The organism is Leptospira ognonensis, from assembly GCF_004770745.1.
Taxonomy (GTDB): Bacteria; Spirochaetota; Leptospiria; order Leptospirales; family Leptospiraceae; genus Leptospira_A; species Leptospira_A ognonensis.
In genome coordinates this window covers 1-22879 of the sequence record NZ_RQGD01000035.1, presented here as the reverse complement: position 1 = coordinate 22879, position 22879 = coordinate 1, and the positions used below count along the sequence as shown (strand labels likewise).

The 22879-nt window shown below is 36.1% G+C and carries 22 protein-coding genes; 2 read left to right on the top strand and 20 right to left on the bottom strand.

Annotation, left to right across the window (positions count from 1 at the left end):
• The first annotated feature begins 305 nt into the window (after window positions 1–305).
• A complete protein-coding gene (locus EHQ58_RS12975; protein WP_167883634.1) occupies window positions 306–1082 on the top strand; it encodes a glycosyltransferase in 777 nt (258 codons plus the stop codon).
• The gene (locus EHQ58_RS12970; RefSeq protein WP_167883633.1) at window positions 1073–1987 is read left to right on the top strand and encodes a glycosyltransferase family 2 protein; all 915 of its coding nucleotides are present in this window, start codon (window positions 1073–1075) and stop codon (window positions 1985–1987) included. Before EHQ58_RS12975 ends, EHQ58_RS12970 begins: the two co-directional genes overlap by 10 nt.
• A gap of 15 nt (window positions 1988–2002) precedes the next feature.
• On the opposite strand, the gene EHQ58_RS12965 is transcribed toward EHQ58_RS12970, so the two are convergent.
• From EHQ58_RS12965 to EHQ58_RS18765, 20 genes are all read right to left on the bottom strand, one after another.
• On the bottom strand, window positions 2003–2956 hold the full coding sequence (locus EHQ58_RS12965) for a glycosyltransferase family 2 protein (RefSeq protein ID WP_167883632.1): 954 nt from the start codon (window positions 2954–2956) through the stop codon (window positions 2003–2005).
• A 91-nt stretch (window positions 2957–3047) separates the two neighbouring features.
• On the bottom strand, window positions 3048–4325 hold the full coding sequence (locus tag EHQ58_RS12960) for a sugar transferase (RefSeq protein ID WP_135624334.1): 1278 nt from the start codon (window positions 4323–4325) through the stop codon (window positions 3048–3050).
• A gap of 37 nt (window positions 4326–4362) precedes the next feature.
• On the bottom strand, window positions 4363–5559 hold the full coding sequence (locus EHQ58_RS12955) for a glycosyltransferase family 4 protein (RefSeq protein ID WP_135624333.1): 1197 nt from the start codon (window positions 5557–5559) through the stop codon (window positions 4363–4365).
• A gap of 5 nt (window positions 5560–5564) precedes the next feature.
• Window positions 5565–6644 carry a non-hydrolyzing UDP-N-acetylglucosamine 2-epimerase gene (gene wecB / locus EHQ58_RS12950; RefSeq protein WP_342776255.1) on the bottom strand — a complete coding sequence of 360 codons (1080 nt, stop codon included), beginning with the start codon at window positions 6642–6644 and terminating at the stop codon, window positions 5565–5567.
• 40 nt (window positions 6645–6684) lie between these two features.
• On the bottom strand, window positions 6685–7701 hold the full coding sequence (locus EHQ58_RS12945) for a polysaccharide biosynthesis protein (RefSeq protein ID WP_135624331.1): 1017 nt from the start codon (window positions 7699–7701) through the stop codon (window positions 6685–6687).
• Entirely contained in the window at window positions 7688–8560 is an 873-nt protein-coding gene (locus EHQ58_RS12940; protein ID WP_135624330.1) for a dTDP-4-dehydrorhamnose reductase family protein, read from the bottom strand. Before EHQ58_RS12940 ends, EHQ58_RS12945 begins: the two co-directional genes overlap by 14 nt.
• On the bottom strand, window positions 8557–9708 hold the full coding sequence (locus EHQ58_RS12935) for a glycosyltransferase family 4 protein (protein ID WP_135624329.1): 1152 nt from the start codon (window positions 9706–9708) through the stop codon (window positions 8557–8559). The genes EHQ58_RS12940 and EHQ58_RS12935 overlap by 4 nt, the downstream gene beginning before the upstream one ends.
• Window positions 9709–9757: 49 nt before the next feature.
• The gene (locus EHQ58_RS12930; RefSeq protein WP_167883631.1) at window positions 9758–10483 is read right to left on the bottom strand and encodes a glycosyltransferase; all 726 of its coding nucleotides are present in this window, start codon (window positions 10481–10483) and stop codon (window positions 9758–9760) included.
• 22 nt (window positions 10484–10505) lie between these two features.
• Window positions 10506–10856, bottom strand: coding sequence for a hypothetical protein (locus EHQ58_RS12925; protein ID WP_135624327.1), 351 nt, complete (start codon window positions 10854–10856; stop codon window positions 10506–10508).
• A gap of 128 nt (window positions 10857–10984) precedes the next feature.
• Window positions 10985–11518, bottom strand: a complete 534-nt coding sequence (locus tag EHQ58_RS12920) for a hypothetical protein (RefSeq protein ID WP_135624326.1) — start codon at window positions 11516–11518, stop codon at window positions 10985–10987.
• Entirely contained in the window at window positions 11519–12451 is a 933-nt protein-coding gene (locus EHQ58_RS12915) for a glycosyltransferase family 2 protein (protein ID WP_135624325.1), read from the bottom strand. It lies immediately after the preceding gene.
• Between the two features lies 1 nt (window position 12452).
• Entirely contained in the window at window positions 12453–13460 is a 1008-nt protein-coding gene (locus tag EHQ58_RS12910; RefSeq protein WP_135624324.1) for an NAD-dependent epimerase/dehydratase family protein, read from the bottom strand.
• A gap of 5 nt (window positions 13461–13465) precedes the next feature.
• Window positions 13466–14383: a transketolase family protein gene (locus tag EHQ58_RS12905; RefSeq protein ID WP_135624323.1), complete on the bottom strand. Its 918-nt coding sequence runs from the start codon at window positions 14381–14383 to the stop codon at window positions 13466–13468.
• A complete protein-coding gene (locus EHQ58_RS12900) occupies window positions 14380–15201 on the bottom strand; it encodes a transketolase (RefSeq protein ID WP_135624322.1) in 822 nt (273 codons plus the stop codon). Before EHQ58_RS12900 ends, EHQ58_RS12905 begins: the two co-directional genes overlap by 4 nt.
• Window positions 15201–16808, bottom strand: a complete 1608-nt coding sequence (gene rfbH, locus EHQ58_RS12895) for a lipopolysaccharide biosynthesis protein RfbH (protein ID WP_135624321.1) — start codon at window positions 16806–16808, stop codon at window positions 15201–15203. The genes EHQ58_RS12900 and rfbH overlap by 1 nt, the downstream gene beginning before the upstream one ends.
• A gap of 11 nt (window positions 16809–16819) precedes the next feature.
• Window positions 16820–17974: a CDP-glucose 4,6-dehydratase gene (rfbG, locus tag EHQ58_RS12890; protein ID WP_246047356.1), complete on the bottom strand. Its 1155-nt coding sequence runs from the start codon at window positions 17972–17974 to the stop codon at window positions 16820–16822.
• Entirely contained in the window at window positions 17935–18711 is a 777-nt protein-coding gene (gene rfbF, locus EHQ58_RS12885; RefSeq protein ID WP_135624320.1) for a glucose-1-phosphate cytidylyltransferase, read from the bottom strand. The genes rfbG and rfbF overlap by 40 nt, the downstream gene beginning before the upstream one ends.
• Before the next feature lie 41 nt (window positions 18712–18752).
• Window positions 18753–20561: a hypothetical protein gene (locus EHQ58_RS12880; protein ID WP_135624319.1), complete on the bottom strand. Its 1809-nt coding sequence runs from the start codon at window positions 20559–20561 to the stop codon at window positions 18753–18755.
• 99 nt (window positions 20562–20660) lie between these two features.
• Window positions 20661–21866 (bottom strand): hypothetical protein, encoded by a 1206-nt coding sequence (locus EHQ58_RS12875; protein ID WP_135624318.1) that lies wholly within the window; start codon window positions 21864–21866, stop codon window positions 20661–20663.
• A 45-nt stretch (window positions 21867–21911) separates the two neighbouring features.
• The coding region (locus EHQ58_RS18765) for a hypothetical protein (RefSeq protein ID WP_210412820.1) at window positions 21912–22879 on the bottom strand (968 nt) is incomplete at its 5' end.

The window sequence follows — 22879 nt, the reverse complement described above, 5'->3', positions numbered from 1 at the left end:
AGTAACAATTTTCTTTTGTTTCTTAGAAAGTCAAGGTTTAACATTCAATTTTAGATCGCTTATCAAACGCCAATTCCTAGCCAAACGTGCATAATACGGAAGGCGAAGTTTTGGCAATCCCTATGGATCTGATTTCGTCGGGCTTTCTCGAAGCTGTGATATAAATTCAAATTCAAAATTAGCGAAATCCAAAACCAAAGATAGGAACGATGGATAACATTTTCTTAAATTTCTATTAAGCAATTCCCCTTCTTACTGCTAAAATAAATGGCAAAGTAGGCACAAAATGATATATTGACAATGTGGTGAATGTAACTGTTTCAATTGTAGCCTATAATACTAGCCTCGAAATTCTCTCAAAATGCGTAGATTCGATAAGAGATCGGAATATTGTCTGGAATGGGATTTTTATTGATCATTCTCCTGATTCCCGATACAAAAGTTTATTTGAAAACCGTGAGCAATGGCAGTATTTTATGCGAGGTCACATAAACGACGGTTTTGGTGGCGGAAATAATTTCGCAATGAGCCAAGCTAAAAAATCTGACTACATCCTCCTTGTGAATCCAGATCTATATCTTGAAGAGAATTCGATTTCCGACATGCTCACCTTCGCTCGATCAAAACCAAACTTGGGAATCTTTACTGGAAAAATTACATACCCTAACGGTAGTTTACAGCGATTGAACAAAAAAAATCCTACTGTGTTCGGTCTGATGGGCAGACGATTTCCTTTTTTACAGAAAATCAGTATCATAACTAAGGCAGTCAAAGAATATGAAATGAGCGATATGAATTATGAAAGTGAGATGGATATTGAATTTATATCCGGCTGCTGGATGCTCATCCCTTATCATGTCTGGTACGAGGTGAAGGGATTTGATCCAAGATTTTTTCTTTACTTTGAAGATGCGGATCTAACACGAAGGATCAAGAATCTAGGATATAGGACTTTATACGCGCCGAGCGCACGAGCAATCCACGAATACCAAAGAGGATCCCATAAATCTTTTAAATTGTTTATATTATTCATTCGAAGTATGATTCAATATTTTACGAAATGGGGATGGCAATGGAAATAGATGTTGCCTGTATCATTGTTCTTTACCAAACAGATGATTCTTTTTTTAATAATTTAGATCTTGTAAGGAGACAAGTTCAAAAGGTTTATTTAATCGATAATGGATGTTCAAAACAATTTACCATTAAACTGCAGAAGATCATTAAAAACTCAAACGATAACCTCTCTTATAAAAAAGCAGAAACGAATGTCGGTTTAGCGAAAGCGCAAAATATAGGAATAAAAAAAGCAATTTCCGATGGGTTTAAGTCTATCCTCTTTCTAGATGATGACTCCACCCCAGACCGAGAAATGATAACAAGTTTAGCGACACATTTGCGGGAAAATAAAAATGTAGGCATAGTTGCCCCCGATATTGTCCATTCTTCAGGCGGAAAACAAAAGTATTGGGTGAAAGAAAAGTCGGGATTTTGGAGACGGAGAGGATTTAAAGAAGGGGAAAGTTTTTTTGGTGAGGTAAATACGGTTATAGCTTCAGGGAGCTTAATATCTGTTAAAGTAATAAAAAAAATCGGCCTTATGCGTGAAGATTATTTTATTGATTACATTGATATAGAATATTGTTTACGAGTGAGATCGTTTCAATTCAAAATTCATGTCTTAAAAAATGCAAAATTATTACACCAGCTTGGAGAGCGAACTACTTACAAGCCTTTAGGCTTCGAAATTAGTCCGACTAATCATAGCAGCCTGAGAAAATATTACATGACACGCAATCGAATCCTAACATGGAAACTATATGCCAAAAAGATTCCTAGTTGGTTTCTAATCGATTTATTAAATTTCTTTTTTGATACCACGAGAACTCTTTTCCTGGAAAAACAAAAATATCAAAAATTAAAAAGTATATGCAAAGGATTTAAAGAAGGTCTTCAATTAGAATCCCCTCCTATCATCTACCCTTAAATCTTTTTTAAGATATTAGAAAAAGAGAAAGCTACTAACCTTTCTATAAAAGGAGTGCTGCCAAAATCCATATCGAAATTGAATCATTTTTCTTACGAAAAATGACTTCTTAGGACTATTTATAAAGGCAGAAAGCATTTCTATTTGAGATTGCGTAAGTAGTTGTCTAAAGGTTTCTTCGAAGGCCTGAGCCTGTAATACCCTCTCTTCATTCTCTCGTTTCCAGGCATAAATATATCCTGTAAACTTTTTCAAATGTTTGAAAACTTTTTGAAAGGAAAGTCCAGTTGCACCAATTACATTGCCATCATGAATTCTATAATGAATCTTTGGAATCGGGTCAGAAATAATCTCTCCAAAGGCACACGCATAAAGTCCAAGCCACCAATCATGCATTTTTGCTTTCTTGGGAACCGTATGAACGGATTCCGCTAACTTCCGATTGATGGCCACAGTACACCCTGTAATGGTAGGTTGACAAATCATTCGGTGCAATTTTTTTCCAAGTTTTGGATCAAGATCCATCTCTTGCCAAAATGTAGTTCCTTTGGGCTTGCCTAATCCATTAACGAGAGTCAAATCCGAGTGGTATAGAATCGGTTTTCCTTTCCCTGCTCCCTCTTCCTTGAGTTTGATTTTGTTCACAGCGGTTTCGATTTTATCGGGCATCCATAGATCATCCTGATCGGAAAAAAGGAAGATCTCATTTTCAAGATTCCGTTTGGCAAATCTTAACAGGCGCATAAAGCTGAAAATGACACCTAAATTTTTGCGAGAATGAAGCAAAAACACCTTCCTTTTTGTCTCCTGGGTAAATTGTTTTAAAATTTCAAAGGTGTTATCTTTCGAACCATCATCTCGAATGTAAAGAGTGAAATTTAGTGTTTGAGCTTCCAGAGTATCTAATTGCTCTTTTAGATATTTTTCTCCATTATATGTACTGAGTAGGACTGCGATCAATCGTTTCACTCCTATTCAGACAGACGTCATTCGTGATAGTTGATATTTCTGCAATATAACATTCGCATGCCGTCTCATTCTAAATCTTGTAAGACTCATCTTATCTTGCGCCAAATCCGGTTAGTATTGTTTTTACTGTTTTTATCGTGATGAGTAAATCTAACCAAAAGGAAAAGTTCTTAATATAATAAAAATCATATTCTAACTTCACCTTCATGCCATCGACCTCTGCGGCATACCCTTGTTCCACTTGGGCCCAACCAGAAATACCTGGTCTCACTACATGACGATAAGCAAAAAAAGGAACATCTTTTTCATACCACTGGGAAAGCTCATAGGATTCAGGTCGGGGACCAATAAAACTCATTTGTCCGAGTAAAATATTGATCACTTGAGGTAGTTCATCAATTCGATATTTTCTTATAATTCGACCAATTTTTGTTACACGAGGATCATCAAAGGAATGCGTAAAGCTACTTCCCTTTAGATTCGAATACATTGTCCTAAATTTTAGCATTTTAAATGTCCGACCTCTAAATCCCATCCTATCTTGAATGAAAAGAGGAGAGCCTGTGGATTCAATGCGAATTGCTATAGCTAATAAAAGTAAAAATGGAGTAAGGAAAGGTAATATGATGATAGAAGTTAGCAAATCGATACATCTTTTTAAAAATTCATATGAGGCTGAAGGAAGTAAGCTACCAAATTCATTTTCATTCAAATGGTCTATTTTTACTCTTCCAAATAAATTTTCCCTAATCTTCTTCGTACTATAAACGGGAATTCTTGATAAAGTACATCTTGCTAAAAACTTTTCCCAAGTTGCGGTTATTTCTTCACTTCGAAAATCGGCAACTACCGCGTTAAATCTTTGTCCTTCTAAACTCGGTTTTTGCAAAACAGAGAACAGGGCTCCATGCATATTATCCAATTCTTTCGCTTCTCCAAACGGCAAGAGAGCATAACGAAAAATTCTATAACGTCTCCCAAGAAAAAAACCCAAAAAACACCATACAAGCGTAACGAGAAAACCTGTAAAAAAAACCTGAATGGAGTAACTTAAGCGAGTTAGAAGAATGATTCCGATGGGAAAGGCAAATGCTAAAGTCGTAACCGGCAAAATAAAGGCTACGGTTTCCGATCCTGGCAATCGAAATAAGTTCCTTAAAATAATGGTTGAAGCAAAAAAAGATAGAATACAACTTAAGAGTGAGGTATAAATATTTGGTTCGTTCAGTTTCCAGAATTGTAAGCCCCAAATGGGAATGGCCGTTAATGAAATTAAGACTCCTATTCCAGAAAAGAATTGAAAAATATAACTCAATAAAATTTGTTCATAAAGTCTAGAATGGCGTCTTGTGTATTCAATGTTTTCCATACAAACTCAATCAGTAACCATCATTAACAAATCCATTTTACGATTGATTAGAACCTAAGTTAATTAGGATCCGACTCGCGGCTTTAATGGAAAATTTTTCAGCGCATAATCTTTTGCAATTTATACCAATCTGCATGCGATTTTGATGATTCAATAATTGAAGAGCATTTTGATAAAAAACTTCATCGTCACCCGAAACACTTACATAGCCAGACTGAGTTTCATTTATCAATTCCATCAAATCATTACCAGGATTTACGCAACCTAAAACCGGAATGCCCTGTACCATATAGCCAAGAATTTTCCCTGGAAAATTATGTGTCGTATGTGCCCTATGAAGTGTAAATAAACCTACATCAAATTCTGCTAACATTTCTCTATATTCTAATTGAGAGACGGGATCTAAAAGTGTAAGATTGCTCAAGTCATGAGTCTTGATGTAATCGGAAACAAGTCCCACTTCGTCTCCCGCTCCAACCAAAACAAAATGAACGTCTTTGCGATCCTCTAGTCTTTTCGCCAGACGCAAAACATTGCCCATATCTTGTGCATGACCAATATTCCCGCCATAAAAGAATACAATTTTCTCTTTTAAATTTAGTAACTCTCTGTATTTTCCTTTTGATTGTAAAATAGGATGATCCGTTACCCAATTATATAATACTTCTGTATTTTTGAATCGAGGATATTTTGAATTAAACCATCTTAGGTTCGCCGGAGACATGATTCCGATTCTATTTGCTGCCTCGTAACTGGAGTTTTCAAAAATTCGAAAGAAATAAACTAATGGTGAATATTGGCTTAACATTCCATTGTCGATCACCCATTGCGGAAAAAAATCTCTGAGAATGAGATAGCTGGGAACTTTCCATAATCTTTTTAATTTTTTAACAAGGTGTCCCCAAAATATCGAAGGAGAATAGTAAATAACGAGATCGTGATGATTGGATTTGAAAAAGGTGTGTAGGCTACTCCAGGCCTTAATCGGTAGTAAAAGTTCATTTATCAATCTTTTGAGTTTCGATGTATTTTTGATTTCCCCAGATTTAAACCGCAAAATTTGAACATTATTTAGATTTAGTGTCTCATATGCTGCTGAAATATTAACTCCCGGTGTGACGACTGTTACCTGATGATTCTCTGAAACAAAATCGACAGCCATTTCATGCATCATTTTGGCAGCAACTTTTATGCTTTCTGGTAAATAATCATCTATGATTATGCAAATCCTCATTCGATCTAAAATTTTTTCCAAACCGTTCGATTTATATAGTCTGTATAACTGAGTACTAGGCGAACAATCTTTTTCGATACTTGCCCGCCCTGATAATCACGAACGGGTGCAAAGGCCCTCGTTTCATAATTATGTTGGCTGAGTATTACTTTAATCGATTCTAGCACTCTTTCCCTTTTCAACCCACTCATGATCAGCGTGCCTTCATCCATTCCTTCCGGGCGCTCATGCGTATTTCTGATCGTAATCGCTGGCAAATTTAATATTGAAGATTCCTCTGTGATAGTGCCACTATCGGAAACTATACAATATGCACACATTTGTAGTTTGATATAATCGAAGAAACCAAAAGGGTTAAGAAATTGAATCAGTGAGTTTAATTTAATCCCTTCGATATCCTCTAAACGTTTCCTTGTCCTCGGATGAGTAGAGACGATAACGGGAAATTTATACTCTTCTGCAATGGCATTGAGAGAATCGAGAAGATCCTTTAAATTCTCTTTGGAATCTACATTTTCTTCTCGGTGCGCACTTACTAAAAAATATTTGTAAGCTTCTAGGTTTAATTTATCCAAAATCGTGGAAGAGTTCACTTTCGGAAGGTAGTGATTCAATACTTCTTCCATATGGGAACCAGTTTTAATGATCGTCTCTTGGCGAATCCCTTCCGCGATGAGATACCTTCGGGCATGTTCAGTCAAAACGAAATTGATATCACTGAGATGGTCCAGAACCTTTCGATTCAATTCTTCCGGTACTCGTTGGTCAAAACATCGATTCCCTGCTTCAAAATGGAAAACCGGAATCTTCCTTCTTTTTGCAGATAACACCGACAAACAGGTATTTGTATCCCCATAGAGTAACAATGCATCGGGATTCTCTTTCTCAAAAATTTCATCTGATTTTTGAATGATGGATGCGATCGTACCTGCAACTGTCGTTGAGGCAACATTCAAAAAGTAATCTGGTTTTCTAATGCCAAGGTCTTCAAAAAAAACTTGGTTGAGTTCATAATCATAATTTTGTCCGCTATGAACAAGGATATGATTGGTGAGTTTATCGAACTCATCGATCACTCGGCACATTTTAATCATTTCGGGACGAGTCCCAACTATTGTCATGACTTTAAGCACTTAATTCTTCCTTAATATAATCTAAAGATTTTAAAAGTTCTACGATTTCATCAACCTTCAACCTATGGGTATTATGTGAGGTATAATCTTCTAATTCGGATACAAATTGTGTCCCTTCAACAAAATACTTATTATAGTTTAAGTCACGATTGTCCGCAGGAATTCGATAGTATTGTCCCAAGTCTTCAGCCTTTGCCATTTCTTCTCTAGAAACTAACGTTTCATAGAGTTTCTCTCCGTGTCTTGTTCCGATAATTTTCATCTCATCTTTCTTCGAAAATAATTTTTGAAGCGCCAAGGCTAAATCTTTTACGGTAGAAGCTGGTGATTTTTGAATGAAGATATCTCCTTGCCTTGCATGATGAAAGGCATAAAGAACTAAATCGACAGAATTTTCCAGTGACATTAAGAATCGGGTCATATTGGAATCTGTCACTGTTAGTGGAAGATTCGCCTTTAATTGACTGACAAATAATGGAATGACAGATCCTCGCGAGGCCATCACATTTCCATACCTTGTTGCGCAAAGTATCGGCCCACTTTCTGGGATATTTCTTGATTTTGCAATTAATACTTTTTCGGCAAGGGCTTTCGATATACCCATTGCATTGATGGGATAGACTGCTTTGTCTGTACTTAATAAGATGACCCTTTCAACGCCTGCAATAATGCTCGCGTTGATGACATTCTCAGTTCCGATCACATTGGTTTTGATCGCTTCCATAGGATAGAACTCGCAGGAAGGAACTTGTTTCAAAGCGGCTGCATGAAATACATAGTCTACACCTGAAAATGCATCTAAGACACTTGAATAGTCTCTGACATCGCCTATATAAAATTTGACTTTATCATTTGAGAGTGCAATCCGCATATCTTCTTGCTTTTTCTCGTCTCTGCTAAAAATTCGGATCTCTTTTACAGAAGTATCTAAAAAACGCTTAAGAACCGTATTCCCAAACGAACCTGTACCGCCAGTAATTAGGAGTGTTTTATCTTTAAAATGATCCAAGCTCTCGTCCTTTTCGATTTTTGATTTGATCTGCCAACGTTTCTAACATTTTGTTCCAGCTCGGTGGCACATAACCGGTTAATTCTCTAAATTTTTTTGAATCTAAGGAACGATCACAACGAAAAATATGATCTGGCACAATGTTTAAATCCTTCAACTTTAAGTTATCCTTTAAAATCGTTAACATTTGAAACTTCGATATCGGTTCAGAGGAAATATGAAACAGTCCATCGAGACTCGCGTGTTGTTTAAAGAGTAACGTAAGGATATTCACAAACTCATACATAGGAAACCCAGAGTAAATTGCTCCTGCAAACCCGCTAATCGTTCCCGATTGTGATAGAAACCATTCGAGCAAACCTTTATTATTTCCTAATTCGAAACCGATGGTCGACGTTCTGATTGTCAATACATTTGCTCTATCATAATGCTCACCTAATACCTTCGATCTCCCGTAGACATCTATCGCATCTGGAATATCTTCTTCTGAATAATTGCCTTTATTTCCGCTAAAAACGCAGTCAGTGCTCAAAAGAATGAGCTTACAGTTAGCTAATTCACAAAGGGAAGAAAGATGGAACGGAAATTCCGAATTTAGATAGATCGAAGTTGTGGGTTGAATTTCTTTCTTTTGTTTTACGACACCGATTGCATTGATGACGATCTGAGGTTTAAACTGTAAAATAGACCTCGTAATGCTCGTTAAATCAAATGCATCCACATATTCGAAACAAGTAGCCTTTATATTTTTGAATGGGTTAGAGGATCTTACCGTAAAAGCCACTTCAAACTCAGAGCATAAATGTTCGACTAAGCCATTGCCAAACATGCCGCTTCCACCTAACACTAACACTTTCATTTATTTTTATAATTCGAATGCATTTTTTTCAAGAAGCTAAATGTCTCATTCGAAGCCCTCTCCCATCTAAATTTTTTGGAATTAGCGAAACTGACCCTTGAGATTTTTTCCCGCAATTCTTTATGTTCAATTAGTTTTTCCAGTGTGCTCGCAATCTCAATTGGTGACAAAGGATTAAAATACACACCTCCGTCTCCAAGTAGCTCAGGCATTGCAGATAAATTCGAACAAGCGATCGGAAGTCCAGCTGCCATTGCCTCTGTGAGTATCTGACCAAAAGTTTCACAGGAGGATGCGAATACAAACAGATCAGAATTCTTATAATAATGATCTATTTCTTCATAACTCACTTTCGGTAAATAATGACAAAATATTCCTTCTGGATCAAATTGATTCAGACTATGATTAAATTTTTTAAACGCTTTCTTTTCATCAGGACTACCAATAAAGGTGATGGAAATCGGATATCCCTTTTTCCTTAACATGGAAATTGCCTCAACTACATTCCATTGGTGTTTATACTCTCCTATAAATGATACATATAAAAGTCGCATAGGGCTTTTTATGTTATAGTCTGAGATTGGTTTTTGAACTCGTGTATTTCCAAAAAATTTTGAATTAATTCCATGATTGACGATTGTCGTCAGTTCCTCGTTTAGCGGAATTTGTTTTAATACTGACTCTTTTGCAAATCGAGTCAAAAAAATGACTCCGTTAGCATTCTTAAAAGTTTTTGTTTGTGTAAAATTTAAAAGTCGTAATTTTAAACCGAATATTGAGAATGCGTAACGCTTGATTTCCTTTGGTTCAAAAGGAAGTAGATTCTGGCTCATAGTTACATATGGTTTAAACTTGCCAGCATAAGAACCGCCAGGCACAAACAAAAGATCACAACTTTCGTTTTTTAATCTCTCATCTAAAATGAATTTTTGCCAATAGATCCTATGAAGAAGTGAACGATCTAATAAAGATTCATTTCTTTTGAGCAACCAAGTTCGGTTCTCTAGTTTTTGTAGAGTGGCTTCGCCTGCCCAGATCACTACCGATTCTATTCCGAAATCGGAAGGACTTGCCACACGTAAAAGCTCTACTAAATGAGTGACACCTCCGCCTCCACGAATATTAGATGCATCTATTCCTATTCGCAATGATTAGGTCTCAAATTTACACTTTGTGATATCATAAAATTTGCATACATTATAAATGTTTGAAGTTCTTCATCAATCTCAAAAAGAACAAACAAATTTGAAATATTCTAAATCTTTCCGTTTTCATTTGAACAGTAAAAAACTCTGCCATGAAATGTATCACGCTATTTGAACTAAAACCAGTAAGATTCAACTCACCTGCTATAAAAGTATCCCGATAGATGGAGGCTCCTTTCATTAGCGCTTGTTTGATAAACATTTGATCCGCAGTGATCGACAAATTTTTAGGATAATATCCATATTTATTATGCAAACTGCGACGAATCAATAACCCCACTGAATGACTGGATGCGACTCCAGCCATACCATAAAGCCATCCGTAATTTTTTCGAGGGTACCAAATTTTATCCCCTACTTTGACAGCTGCAGCAATTATATCCGCATTCGATTCTCGAGCACAATTTCTATAATTCGCAATCGCATCAATATTAAACCGATCATCTGCACCCATGACGATATAATATTCAGAACTAACATTTTTAATGCCCCGGTTCAATGCATCATAGATTCCAAAATCAGCCTGACTCGTTAAAGTTAAACGAAGATCTTTTGCTTTTTTCAAGATCTCTAGCGTCTTGTCGGTGGATCCCCCATCAGCAACGATCCAGGAAAAATCCTTATCTGTCTGGTTCCTTAAACTTTCGATCAACCGAGGAAGATATTTTTCTGCGTTGAAGGTAGCTGTGATGACACTAATTGTCGGCGGATTTTTCAATTCTCTGACCTTCACCTAATGACTAACCAAACGTGCGTATACCAAACATTCGTCGGAAAAAGAGAAAGCTTTTTGCAAAAAATATCCCTTTTTTTGTGATAAGAACTTGATCCTTCTCATTTCTAATAAATCGATTTTTAACCATATCCCCTAATCGATCATTCAAACTCAATGAATCAGGATAAAACTGATCAATCGTATTGTAGTTTGCCGACTTTAAATCTAAATCATATATATCTCTTAAGATTCGAAAGGATATGGAATTTTGTAAATTGATGAGAAAAATAATATAAGCATTCCATAGAGAAATAAAACAAAGATTGAAGAAAAAAAATTCCAAAAGACTTTTTGGCAAAAAGTAAAATCCACTCATGACAATTATTGATACCAAGAGGAGCATGCTTTTCAAAATAAAAATTTGACTTCCTGTCAGGCGACAGATGCACAAATGTAATAAAACAATAAGGCAAAAAACCAGGAAAGATTGAATAAAAATTTCTGTCATTTACTCTTACCCAATTGTACAAGACCCCAAAAAGCAAGTATTGACTTAACAATTTGAATCACTAGCTTTCCTTTTCTGGTAATTGTATAATCTCCGTTCGTATCCAAAAGCCAATCCAATTTTGTAAGATCCTCTATTCGACTTTCTTTGATATACTTGAATCCTTTGCCATTCGCATACCTTTCTAAAATTTCTTTTTGGCTTAAAACCCCATCACTCTCGGATAGTAAGATCAACAAGGATGAGGAAATACTCCGCTGTGCCAGGGCGTAAAAGTTTAAGAAGATAGAATAGTGAAATGAAAAGTATAAAAACAAACCAATAAAAAAATCCCAAAATATCAACTCCACATTTAACGCAAAATGTGAGATGCAATAGTATGAAATCATAATATAGAAAAGTGTCATTCTAAAATGCAATCGATTGAAGGCTGCAAGAGGCGAATCACTTTTTCCGATACGAACGCAAATTGAAATCACAAAAAATGAAAAGTAGGAAATAACCGCGAGATAGAAAAAAAGAAAATCCATCTAAAAATTGATTCTTTCCTTTTCTATGACGATCGGCCGTTTCATCACCTGTGTATGAATGGATCCGATGTATTCACCAATGATACCTATGAAAAACAACTGAACGGAAGAAAAGAAAAATATGCCGATCACGATTGTCGTGAGGCCAAAGGAGTAAGAGTCCCAGAGCACTAGCTTTAGCACCAACTGTATCAAAGCCATTAAAAAACTTAAAATACCAAGACTGAATCCTGCGAATGTTGCGATCCTAAGCGGAATTTTTGAATGATTTGTGATTCCTAGCATTCCTATATCATAAAGCGTGTAAAAGTTATTCTTTGTAAATCCACGTTCTCTGATGGGCTGAACATATGGTATTTTTTTTACTTCAAAGCCAATATCAGATATTAACCCTCTTAAATATGGATACGGATCGTCAATCTCTCGCATAATATCAATGATTTGGCGATCATACAAACCGAAGCCTGTAAAATTTTTGATCAACTTTATATCTGAAAGTTGACCGATCAAATGATAATACATCTTACGTATGAAGAAAAATATAGGAGATTCCATACTCTCATTTTTCACACCAACGACGATTTTAAAACCTGCCTCCCAATTGGACACAAAATCGGAGATTAGATACACTGGATCTTGGAGATCAGAAACGAGTAGTATCGCCGCTTCCCCTTTCGCTTGCAATAATCCGTAATATGGGGATCGAATGTGACCAAAATTCCTTGCGTTTACGATAATTTTTATATTTTTATCTCGGAGCGCTAATCTCTTTAAAATTTTTACGGTTTGATCCGTTGAAGCATTATCAATAAATATATGCTCATATTTATATTTTTTAAGTGTTGTTGCAAATAGATCTTTGACTTGTTTGTAAAGTTCTTCAACATTCTCTTCTTCATTATAGCATGGGGTAACGATTGATATTAATTTCATTTTAATTCCGATAGAACTCAATTGTTTTCTGAATAGATTTTTCTAATGAGATTTGAATTTCTAATCCCAAATCTTTTTTTGCCTTTGTTATCACTGGCACATACACGTCTCGAGTTTCTGATTTTGTCTCATTTAATATTTTAACGCTGGCTAAATCGAAAGAAATTTTTCGTGCTAAATCCCCCATGGAAATTGATTCATCAGAACCCACATTGTATGTTTCTCCAGACCTTGATTCCAAGAGTATCTTCCAGAGCCAAACCATCAACTCAGAGGCATATATATAAGATCTTATTGGATTTCCGTCACCTCGGATCACGATTTCTCTTTTAGAGATAAAATCTCGAATGAAATTACCGATCGCAAAGTTTAAGTTAAGCGGAAGGCCAGGTCCTACGAGAGAAAAAATTCTCGCAATAGAAACATTCAGCTTTGAATTTTCTGCATATATATTGCATAATAATTCTGCCATTCGTTTTGACTCGCCATAGGATGCGTTGCTTCTTAAATCCGGAGCCCCAGCATATGTCTCGCTCACTGGCTCAGATATTTTGCCATAAACAGCGCCAGAGGAAAGGAAAAGGAATTTTTCCGCTTCCATTTCATACGCCAAAGAAAGCATATTTTTAGTCCCAGAAGTGATCGTTTCTATCGTTTCAATGGCTTGGAAAGGTTTCGATCTTGATTCGGAATCTGCGGCGGCATGAATGACAAAAGAAAATTTCATGGGAATCTCTCCGAGATTGCGGACGTCTGTTTCCCAATACTTTAGGGATTGAACCGATTTATATTTTGGATATGCGTCTAGAAATTTTTTAACATTCCTCGTGATGATCGTTAAACTGGCATTAAGGCTAAGTTCCTTATTGGCATGTAAAAAACTTTCAATAAACCACCTTCCGATAAATCCGGTACCTCCCGTTAGCAGGAGATTTTGGTTCTGAAGTTTCCGAAAATCCAGCATCTGAATGATAAAATCTAGATCTTCTATTGGGAAACCTGCTTCCATTGGATTTAAATTAACATGCTCTTTTCTAAAAGTTCATTTTCAACGGAAGCAAAATCCAATCCGTGTTCCATCATCGCATACTCATAACTTCCACATTTCTGTGTAAAACGATTACGAATGCCGATTCTAAGTAGTTGTTGCTTCTTTTGAACTACAGATTGCATGATCAACTCAGTTAGGATAGAACCAAGTCCGCCTTGGATGGAATGTTCTTCCATACTTATGATCTTATCGAAAGGTGAAAGATCGAGCAAGAGTCGTTCTGCATTTAGATCAGTCAAGGAAGGTGCTGAAAATACAGTTATCTTATATTTCTCGGACAGTTCCAAAGCAACTGAAAGCATAGAACCGGTAGCAACGATACAATTCTTCGTGGGATAATTTTTGATTAAAAGAAGCCGATCACTCACTAAAGGAAAATCAGAAGTGTGAACTCTGGCTTTGTCGGATTTTCCGATTCTTATATAAGACGGAAATGGAGAATGGTAGGCATGATCGAGACAGGCTTGCATCTCGTAGGAATCAGCCGGAGAATAAATTTTAATGTTTGGGAGCGCACGCAAACTACTAATATCTTCTGCACATTGATGGCTAGCACCTAAATTAGCGTAAACTAGTCCTGCGCCATCTCCCAGAAAAATAATCGGTAGATTATCATAACAAACATCCATCTTAATAAATTCCAAAACGCGTATGGGTATGAATGCTGCAAGTCCATATACAAACGCCTTCATGCCTTCCTTAACCATACCTGCAGCGTAACCAACCATGGCTTGTTCAGAAACACCGACATTGATGAACTGGTCCGGTGTTTGCTTTCTTATTGTGTCAAATAATGCATATCCATGATCTCCAGAAAAAACATAGAGATTTGGATCTTGTTTTGCTTTGGCAGAAAGATACGTCGATAAAACTTCTCTCACGTTTTTCCTTTTAACTCCGCCGATGCTAGCGCATATGTTTCATCAACTAACCGAGTATAGTGCCAAACGTTATCATCTTCCATAAAAGAAATACCTTTTCCTTTTACAGTCCTGGCAATGATCGCCTTTGGTCTTTCATCCTCTGAACGCACAGCCTTTTCATATATACTTTCAACTTCCGAACGGGAATGACCATCACATTCCCAAGTTTCAAAATTAAAGGATTCCAATTTCCCTTTAAATGGTTCCGAGTTTAACACATCTTTGGCTCTACCCATCGCTTGAAAATCATTTGCATCGATGACTAAAATAAAATTCTTCAACTTCCAATGAGCCGCGAAAAGCAGCGATTCCCAAACGGAACCTTCGTTCATTTCTCCATCACCAACGAAACAAAATACTTTTCTGTCCTGTTTTTTGAATTTAATTGCCAGTGCATATCCGACTGACACCGTTATTCCATGTCCAAGAGAACCACCAGTTACCTCAATTCCAGGGACATGGCTATCTGATAGCCCTTTCAATAAACTTCCTTCGGAAAAATAATGATCCGTGTGGTACTTATCAAGAACACTTAACTCCAATAAACATGCGTAAATCGCCATCACTCCATGCCCCTTACTAAGGCAAACGAGATCTCTCTCTGGATGATATAAATCATTGATATCAAATCGGACAAACTTCTCGTATAATACTGCAAATAATTCAATCATTGAGAATGCGCATCCTATATGGACCGAATTTCCCACCTTTGCCATGTTAAGAACGTCTTGCCTTAATACATTAGAAGCTAGATATTTTCCAGAATAAGTTAACATTATTTTTTTACACACTTATGAATAGAATCAATCATGTAAGAAAGCATTTCTTGTTTCATGCCTGGATAAACTCCTATCCAAAAAGTATCCGTCATTACTTTGTCAGTATTTGTTAACTCTCCTATGACCCGATATGCGTTCTTATCATTTCGCATCTGGTTGAATGCAGGATGGCGTAAAAAGTTACCAGCAAAGAGCATCCTTGTTTGAATTTTGTTCTTTTCCAGAAAGCTTACAAGTTGTTCCCGAGAAACTTTTGCAGAATCGCGTATGGTCAGGAGGAATCCAAACCAGCTAGGATCTGAATTCAATGTGGGCTCAGGTAGAATGAATATATCGCTGAGAGAGTCAAGACCATCTCGAAGAATTTTCCAATTCGTTTTTCTAGCTTCTACAAAGGCAGCAATTTTTTCTAATTGAGCGCAACCGATTGCAGCTTGCATATCGGTGACCTTTAAATTATAGCCAAAATGCGAATAAATGTATTTATGATCATATCCGGCAGGGAGCTCACCTAACTCCCATTTGAATCTTTTTCCACAAGTATCATCTTTTCCCGAAGCGCACCAGCAATCCCTTCCCCAATCTCGAATGGATTCAGCAATTTTTTTCAGCTGACTGCTCTGCATATAAACAGCTCCACCTTCACCCATCGTCATATGATGAGGGGGATAAAAACTTGAAGTGCCGATATCACCAATTGTTCCCGTATATTTCCACTCTTGGTTATAAAGGTACTTACTTCCGAGAGCATCACAATTATCCTCTATCAACCAAAGATTGTGCTTCAAACAAAAATCTTTTACAGTCTGCAGATCAAATGGATTTCCTAGTGTATGGGCAACCATAATCGCTTTTGTTTTTTCCGAGAGGGCTTCCTCTAAACGCGACACATCTATATTATATGTGGGAAAGGTGATATCAAGAAAAACAGGAACCGCTCCAAACTGGATCGCTGGCACGATCGTTGTAGGAAACCCAGCGGCCACCGTGATTACCTCATCGCCTTTCTTAAATTGGCGTTCTTTTAAAGTGGGGGACGTGATGGTATTGAAAGCAATCAGATTGGCAGAGGATCCCGAATTGACAAGGAGTGTATTTTTCACATTCAGATACTTTCCGAACTCGCGTTCGAATCTATCCGCATACCTTCCTGTCGTTAACCAAAACTCCAAGGAGGAATCAACTAGGTTATGAATTTCCTTTTCATCAAACACTCTTCCAGCATAAGTAACTCTCGAAACTCCTGGTATAAAATCTTCTTGTTGTTTTGGCAGATGGACCGATTTAAAATGAGCGCTCGCATATTTTTGTGTTAATTGTTTATAAATCTTTCCTAAAAATTCATGGTTCGCTTCACCCACTTTAATCAATTCAGAATCTAATTTCAGATAAAAAACTTTTTGAAGAGAAAGATAAATATTTTGATCTAACGATCCCGAGACCAAATCCTCGGCGCTGATTGTAATCGTATGTTCTGTCTTATTTGATGAAATAACATAAGCTTCAAATTCTTGACTTCCATCCGGATCGGAAATAGATAGATAACAAGTAGTAACGTTTGTTAAATCCGTTTTTCTGTTGTAAATTATACCGCGTGTTTGCATGGAAAACCTAATCAATATCCTTGTTCAGATGATTCTGAATACTCTTGTATCTGCTTTAAGCAAACAGATTCCATATTCTCATTTTTTAAATAAGATTCAGTCCAATCCACAATCTTTCCAATGGCAGTCTCTAAATTCCACCTTGGAATCCATCCGAGTATGTTTTTGGCTTGTGTGATATCCAATTTTAGTGTGTGTGCTTCATGTACTTGTGTCTGTGCTTCTACGGTATATCCTGGAAAATTTAAAACAGATGGCGATTGTGTTTGTCTATGGCCAATATACTTTTCCAACATCTTTACGATCGTTTCCACAGACTTTGCGTCGATCTCGTTTGGCCCAAAATTCCAATTGCCAATCCCAACCAATTCTCGCTTATATAATCTTTCCGCTAACATGATATAACCACGCAATGGTTCTAAGACATGTTGCCACGGTCGGATCGAAAGAGGATTTCTTAAGGTAAGTTTTTTTTTCGCTATAATGGATCGGAAAATATCCGGGAATAATCGATCTGTTGCAAAATCTCCACCACCGATTACATTTCCAGCTCGAACCGTCGCTATCGCCAGCTCATGTCGTGCCAATTCTTTTGGATGGAAGTAGGAGTTTCGATACGATGATGTGACTAACTCGGAACAAGCCTTACTGTTGGAATATGGGTCATGCCCACCGAGTCTATCACTCTCTCGATAGCCCCAAATCCATTCGCGATTTTCATACACTTTGTCTGTTGTAATATTTATAAAGGCTTTAACATTAACTTGAGTCGTTCTGATTGCTTCAAGAATATTCACCGTGCCCATGACGTTTATAGAAAAGGTCTCGACAGGAATGGTATAGGAATCTCGAACCAAAGGCTGTGCCGCCATATGAAAGACGATATCAGGCTTTGCGAATTCGATAGCCTTTTTTAATGAATCTAAGTCACGAATGTCGGCAATGTTTGAGGAGACAAGCTTCTTCGATACATCTGCCAAATCGAATAATGCTGGCTCGGTAGCAGGAGCTAACGCATACCCTCTGATCTCAGCACCTAACTGACTCAACCATATCGTAAGCCAAGATCCTTTAAATCCAGTATGACCTGTGATAAATACTCTTTTATTTTTCCAGAAATTTGAATTCAAGTCCAAACCTTCCATGGCGCCTTTCCCGATTGCCATAGACTTTCTAAATAATTTTTATCACGAATTGTGTCCATAGGTTGCCAAAAATCATCATGTTTAAAACTGAATAAATTTCCAGAATTAGAAAGTTTTTCCAGCGGCTCTTTTTCGAATACTGTCTGATCGTTTTCAATCAAATCAAAAATAGCAGGCTCCATAACCATAAATCCGCCATTCACCCAGCCAGACTCACCTCTAGGCTTTTCCTTAAAACCGACTACTTTTTGATTCTCTTTTATTTCTAAGGATCCAAACCTTCCACCAGGTTGAATCGCGGTTAGTGTAGCTTGTTTCCCATGATTTTTATGGAAACGGACTAGCTCATTCAAGTTTACATTTGAAACACCGTCACCATATGTGAGCATAAACGTTTCATTTCCGATATAATCGCGAATCCGCTTTACTCTTCCACCCGTCATTGTGTCAATACCAGTATTAACAAGTGTTACCTTCCAGGGTTCTGCGCTATGTATATGAGTAGTCATTTGATTGGAATCACGAAAATCAAACGTAACATCGGATTCATGTAAGAAATAATTAGCGAAATATTCTTTAATAATATAGGCTTTATAGCCTAAGCAGATAATGAAATCATTAAAGCCGTAATGAGAGTAGATTTTCATGATATGCCATAAAATAGGTCTTTCACCAATTTCTATCATCGGCTTTGGTTTGAGATGGGATTCTTCACTGATCCTGGTCCCATACCCTCCTGCGAGAATTACAACTTTCATTTAAAAATTTCCATAAGATTAAATCTAAACTATTTAAATTGTCAATAAAGGAATAAGGAATACTTCTTTGTATTCAAATCATACGTGTACAAATTTCCCTCTTCAGGTTCTCTTGAAAAATTGCTTCGATAGTTTGAATTAAAATTATTATCAATTTTAAGAGTCAGAAGTAAAGGATAATCTTTGGCGAAGCCACTAAAATCGGAATTGGAAATTAGATTTGTCCATATATCGCCATCATAATACTTTTTCCCAATACTAAATAATCCGTTACTGATCTGACAGGGAAATAACAAATGTCCTGTTAGTAATCTTTCAAATCCCTGCGACTCTTGGTAAACAATCCAAACTTTAGTGCCAGGATTCTCTTTACAATAGGTATAGGTTATTTCTGGAATTCGTGATTTGATGGAATCGATTTCCCTTTTAATTCTCTTAACCTCTTCGAAATTTGGTGAAATCGTATTGGTCGAAATCACGTGCCAAAAATTTTCCAAACTGCGAAATCCATTTGGATTGATAAAAAGAACGAAGATAAAAACGATTATGGAACTATATTTTGAGAATTTGTTCGCTTTGGGTGTAAAGTAAATTAGCGAAATAAATAAAGCAAGAACCAAACTGCTAAAATATCGATGCATATCTGTCACACCTGAACCACCCTTCCCATCTGGATTGATCAGATACATCCAGGACAATAGATGTAAGGCAAAAAAAGAGAAAACAATCGATGATAAAAATAGAAAAGAAGTAAATAGTTTTCTTTGGTATTGGAGGACAAAAGCGAGCAAACCCAACAAAAGCCAAATTTCCAAAATTTGGAAATCGGAAACTAGTTTCCCTAGAAAATCCATTATGGTAGCTAGGTAATGCGTCACCATAATGTCGGAGTTATTTGAAAATAATGAAATGTAATTGATACTCGGAAATTTCTGTAATTTAAGATTGATATTCCAGGCAATGATGATTAGAAAACAATAAGCCAAACCTAATATCAACCTGTAACTCAATTTGAATTTGGAGTACATTACTGCGATTCCAAGGACAAGAACCATGCTAAGTAGAATTATCACTCCCGTTTCTTTAAATAGAATGCATGCACTCATTGAAAGTATTAAGATTAGTAAAGTATCTTTATGATTTAAATACTGAATCCCGGAGATAATGGCAAGACCCAATAACAGACCTAAAAGAGCATCCGCATAGAGAGTAAAAATTCCTAAGGAAATTAATCCGATACCAAAAAACAAAATCAGCAAATATTTAAGCTTAAATCTGTCTTGCAATTCTTCAACTAACCATAAAAATATGGACGTAATCAAAACCGTATTTGCAAAAAATGAGGAGGCAATTTTAAAGTCTCCCTTGATTCCCATAAAATTATGTAACAGAGTGGGTCCAGGCATATAACGAACATGAGATGTAAAAATAGGACTTTTCAATGACCAATATTCGGAATATTCATTAATTTGCATATCAAATAGAATCCAAAAGAATTCATCCCACGAAAATGGATATGATTGTAGACTTAAGGAAGAAAACCAAAGCGATATCGAAAATAATATAAATATTTGTTCTTTAAATTTATTTAACAAATTTCCATAATAGACCAGAAAACAAAGACCTAAGAATATGATAAGAATCTGAGTATAGAAATAATTAAAAAATGTGCCCCAGAATAATAAATTAATTACAAAAAGCAAGGCGATCAGAAAAGCTTTAAAGAATTTATATCTTTTGAACTCAATCAATACAAAGGAAAATCCGATTAGGGAAAAAATTACCAAAAACCAAAATGCCTGAAGGTAAAAATGATAATCCTTAATTAAAAACATTAAATGTTCAGACATCGAGTTGGCCATCTTTGTTTTTTACCAGCGCTCGGAATAGAAATTTAGACTTGAATATCAGTTTTTGTCCCGTATGATAAGAAGGACCTGTGAGCACTATCATATAGATTTCGGCTTTTTATTATCTTTCATCAAATGAAGCAGGAAATACAAAATAACATAGGAAACTAACTGCGTAGACAGAGTTACAATTTGAACTGAATCAAAAATAGTATATTTATGGTGGTACGTATGCATGAGCAGATAAAAAATTGATAACAGAATGATACGATAATCCCAAGAAAAATCAAAATCCGAGATCATATCTAAGAGCAGCAATACTAAGGCTAGCAGTCCGACAGAAGAATACCGACTTTGATTCCCCATCTGCACTTCAGGTCCTGGTAAAAAACCATAGGCCAACGGAGCGAGGAAAACAAACAGGAACCCAATATTTTTCAGTGTTATCATTCTTTTAATCTGAAACAAATTTCGCAAGCCAAAGAATAAAATGATAAAGGGAAAGACAGGCAAAAGTAATCTAAAGAAATGCTCAAATAACAGTCGATAGCTGAAGCCAGCAGAAAATACCCAAAAAAAGAAAGAGAAAAAGGTTCGAAAACCAATGGCAATGGGATCTGCAAAGGATTTTCCCAGATAGTTCAATCCAAAATATAGGAAAACAGTATAAACAATTAAAAGGCCCACCCATAAAATTGCCTCTAATTTGGATTGATTGTCTTTTAAAATGCTGCTCATTAGAAAGAGCAGTCCCGGAAGTTCGAGAATGATAAATTGTTTTCCAATCGCAGCAAAAAAAATACCAACTAGTAGCCAAGGAATTTTTTTGATTCCAACCGCGTATAAACAGAGAACTAACCCAAAAATATGAACCGTATCTGCAAGTAAACCAGGAGAAAAAAGATTTAAACGTAAGACAAACGGTGAAACCAAAAATATTAAAACAAATAATACAGAAATTTTACTTTTTGGATGAAATGCCTGTATGGTCCTTATGCTAAAATAAATGATGCCGAATGAAAATATAAAATTAACGATCGAGTAGGAAGTTCCAATTTCTATTGAAAAAAAAGATGCTAAGAATCCGACAAAATAATGAGGCACAAATCTATAAGCAAAGTGGCTAGCAATCTGTTCGTGAGGAAATTGCGGATAGGAAAGAGATATCTTTAAATATGAGTAAACATCATTTGCTTGCACCCAATCGATACTCTCGAAAAAAGAAAGATTTAATGTTGTGAGCAGCAGGAAACTAATGATAAGAATACTGATTGTAAACGTTATTTTTGCATTAAAAGTCATCATGAATAAATATATAATTTTTAAAATTTCGTAGGATAGGTATGTTTTTTAGTAAAATAATACGTTGTTTCCAAGTAAAGTGTCAATGGTTCTCTGCATGAAATACAATCTTTGGTGTTCGGGACTTTCTATTTTTGAAAACTGAATCGCATCCTCAAGAGGACAATAACAATTAACCTCTTTCCAATGAGCTACATTCCATAAAGTGCTCGAGATATCAAATGCAAGAACATGCTGAATTGGTGTGTATTTGAGTATCGCTTCCACGGGAATGAAAGTGGCTTCCTCAAAATCGATAAAATCGCATATATTAAAAACCTTAATTCCTAATTTGGAAATTCTCTCCATCAGGTTTTCTAAAAAAATGGAATTCCTTCCAAGCGCTGGATGTAATTTCAAATAGAAATTTGAATCCTTCGTCAATGGAAATTTTTGAATGTACTTTTCCAATAGGGAAACATTAAATTCAATGTATTGATCACCTATCTTCTCCCCTTCTTTGGGATGGCTCTTTAGACTCGGTGTTGGTGCCTTGACAAGTATTATAGCATTCTGACTTGAAGAATTAGTGTGTGAAATAAGTCTAACCAATGAGTTTTTTAGAGCGGATGAAGTAAAGGACCGATAATCTAAATTTGCGAGAATGGATTTATGTGGGTCATTTGTTAAGGTAATCTGCCTTGTGTTTCTCGCAAAACGAAATGGTAAAATGAATTCGGCAATCTTTTCTTTTAGAAAATCAAAATACTTATTGCCTCCTTGTTTGTCTGGACGATGACGAGCGATCAGTGATCCCATTCCCTCATCGAGGAGTATATGGTCCACTTGTTCTTTGATTGCGATTAAAATAGAAGATGTACTACAAGAAATATAAGTTTTATTAGAATCATACTCAATAAGTTTTTTAATTTTATGTTTAAATTTAATTTGCTCTCTAATATTTGAAATCAGACCATTCGCATTCAAAAAAAAAGGATGGGGTACTTCATAGATAGTCTTTTTTACAAATACAACAT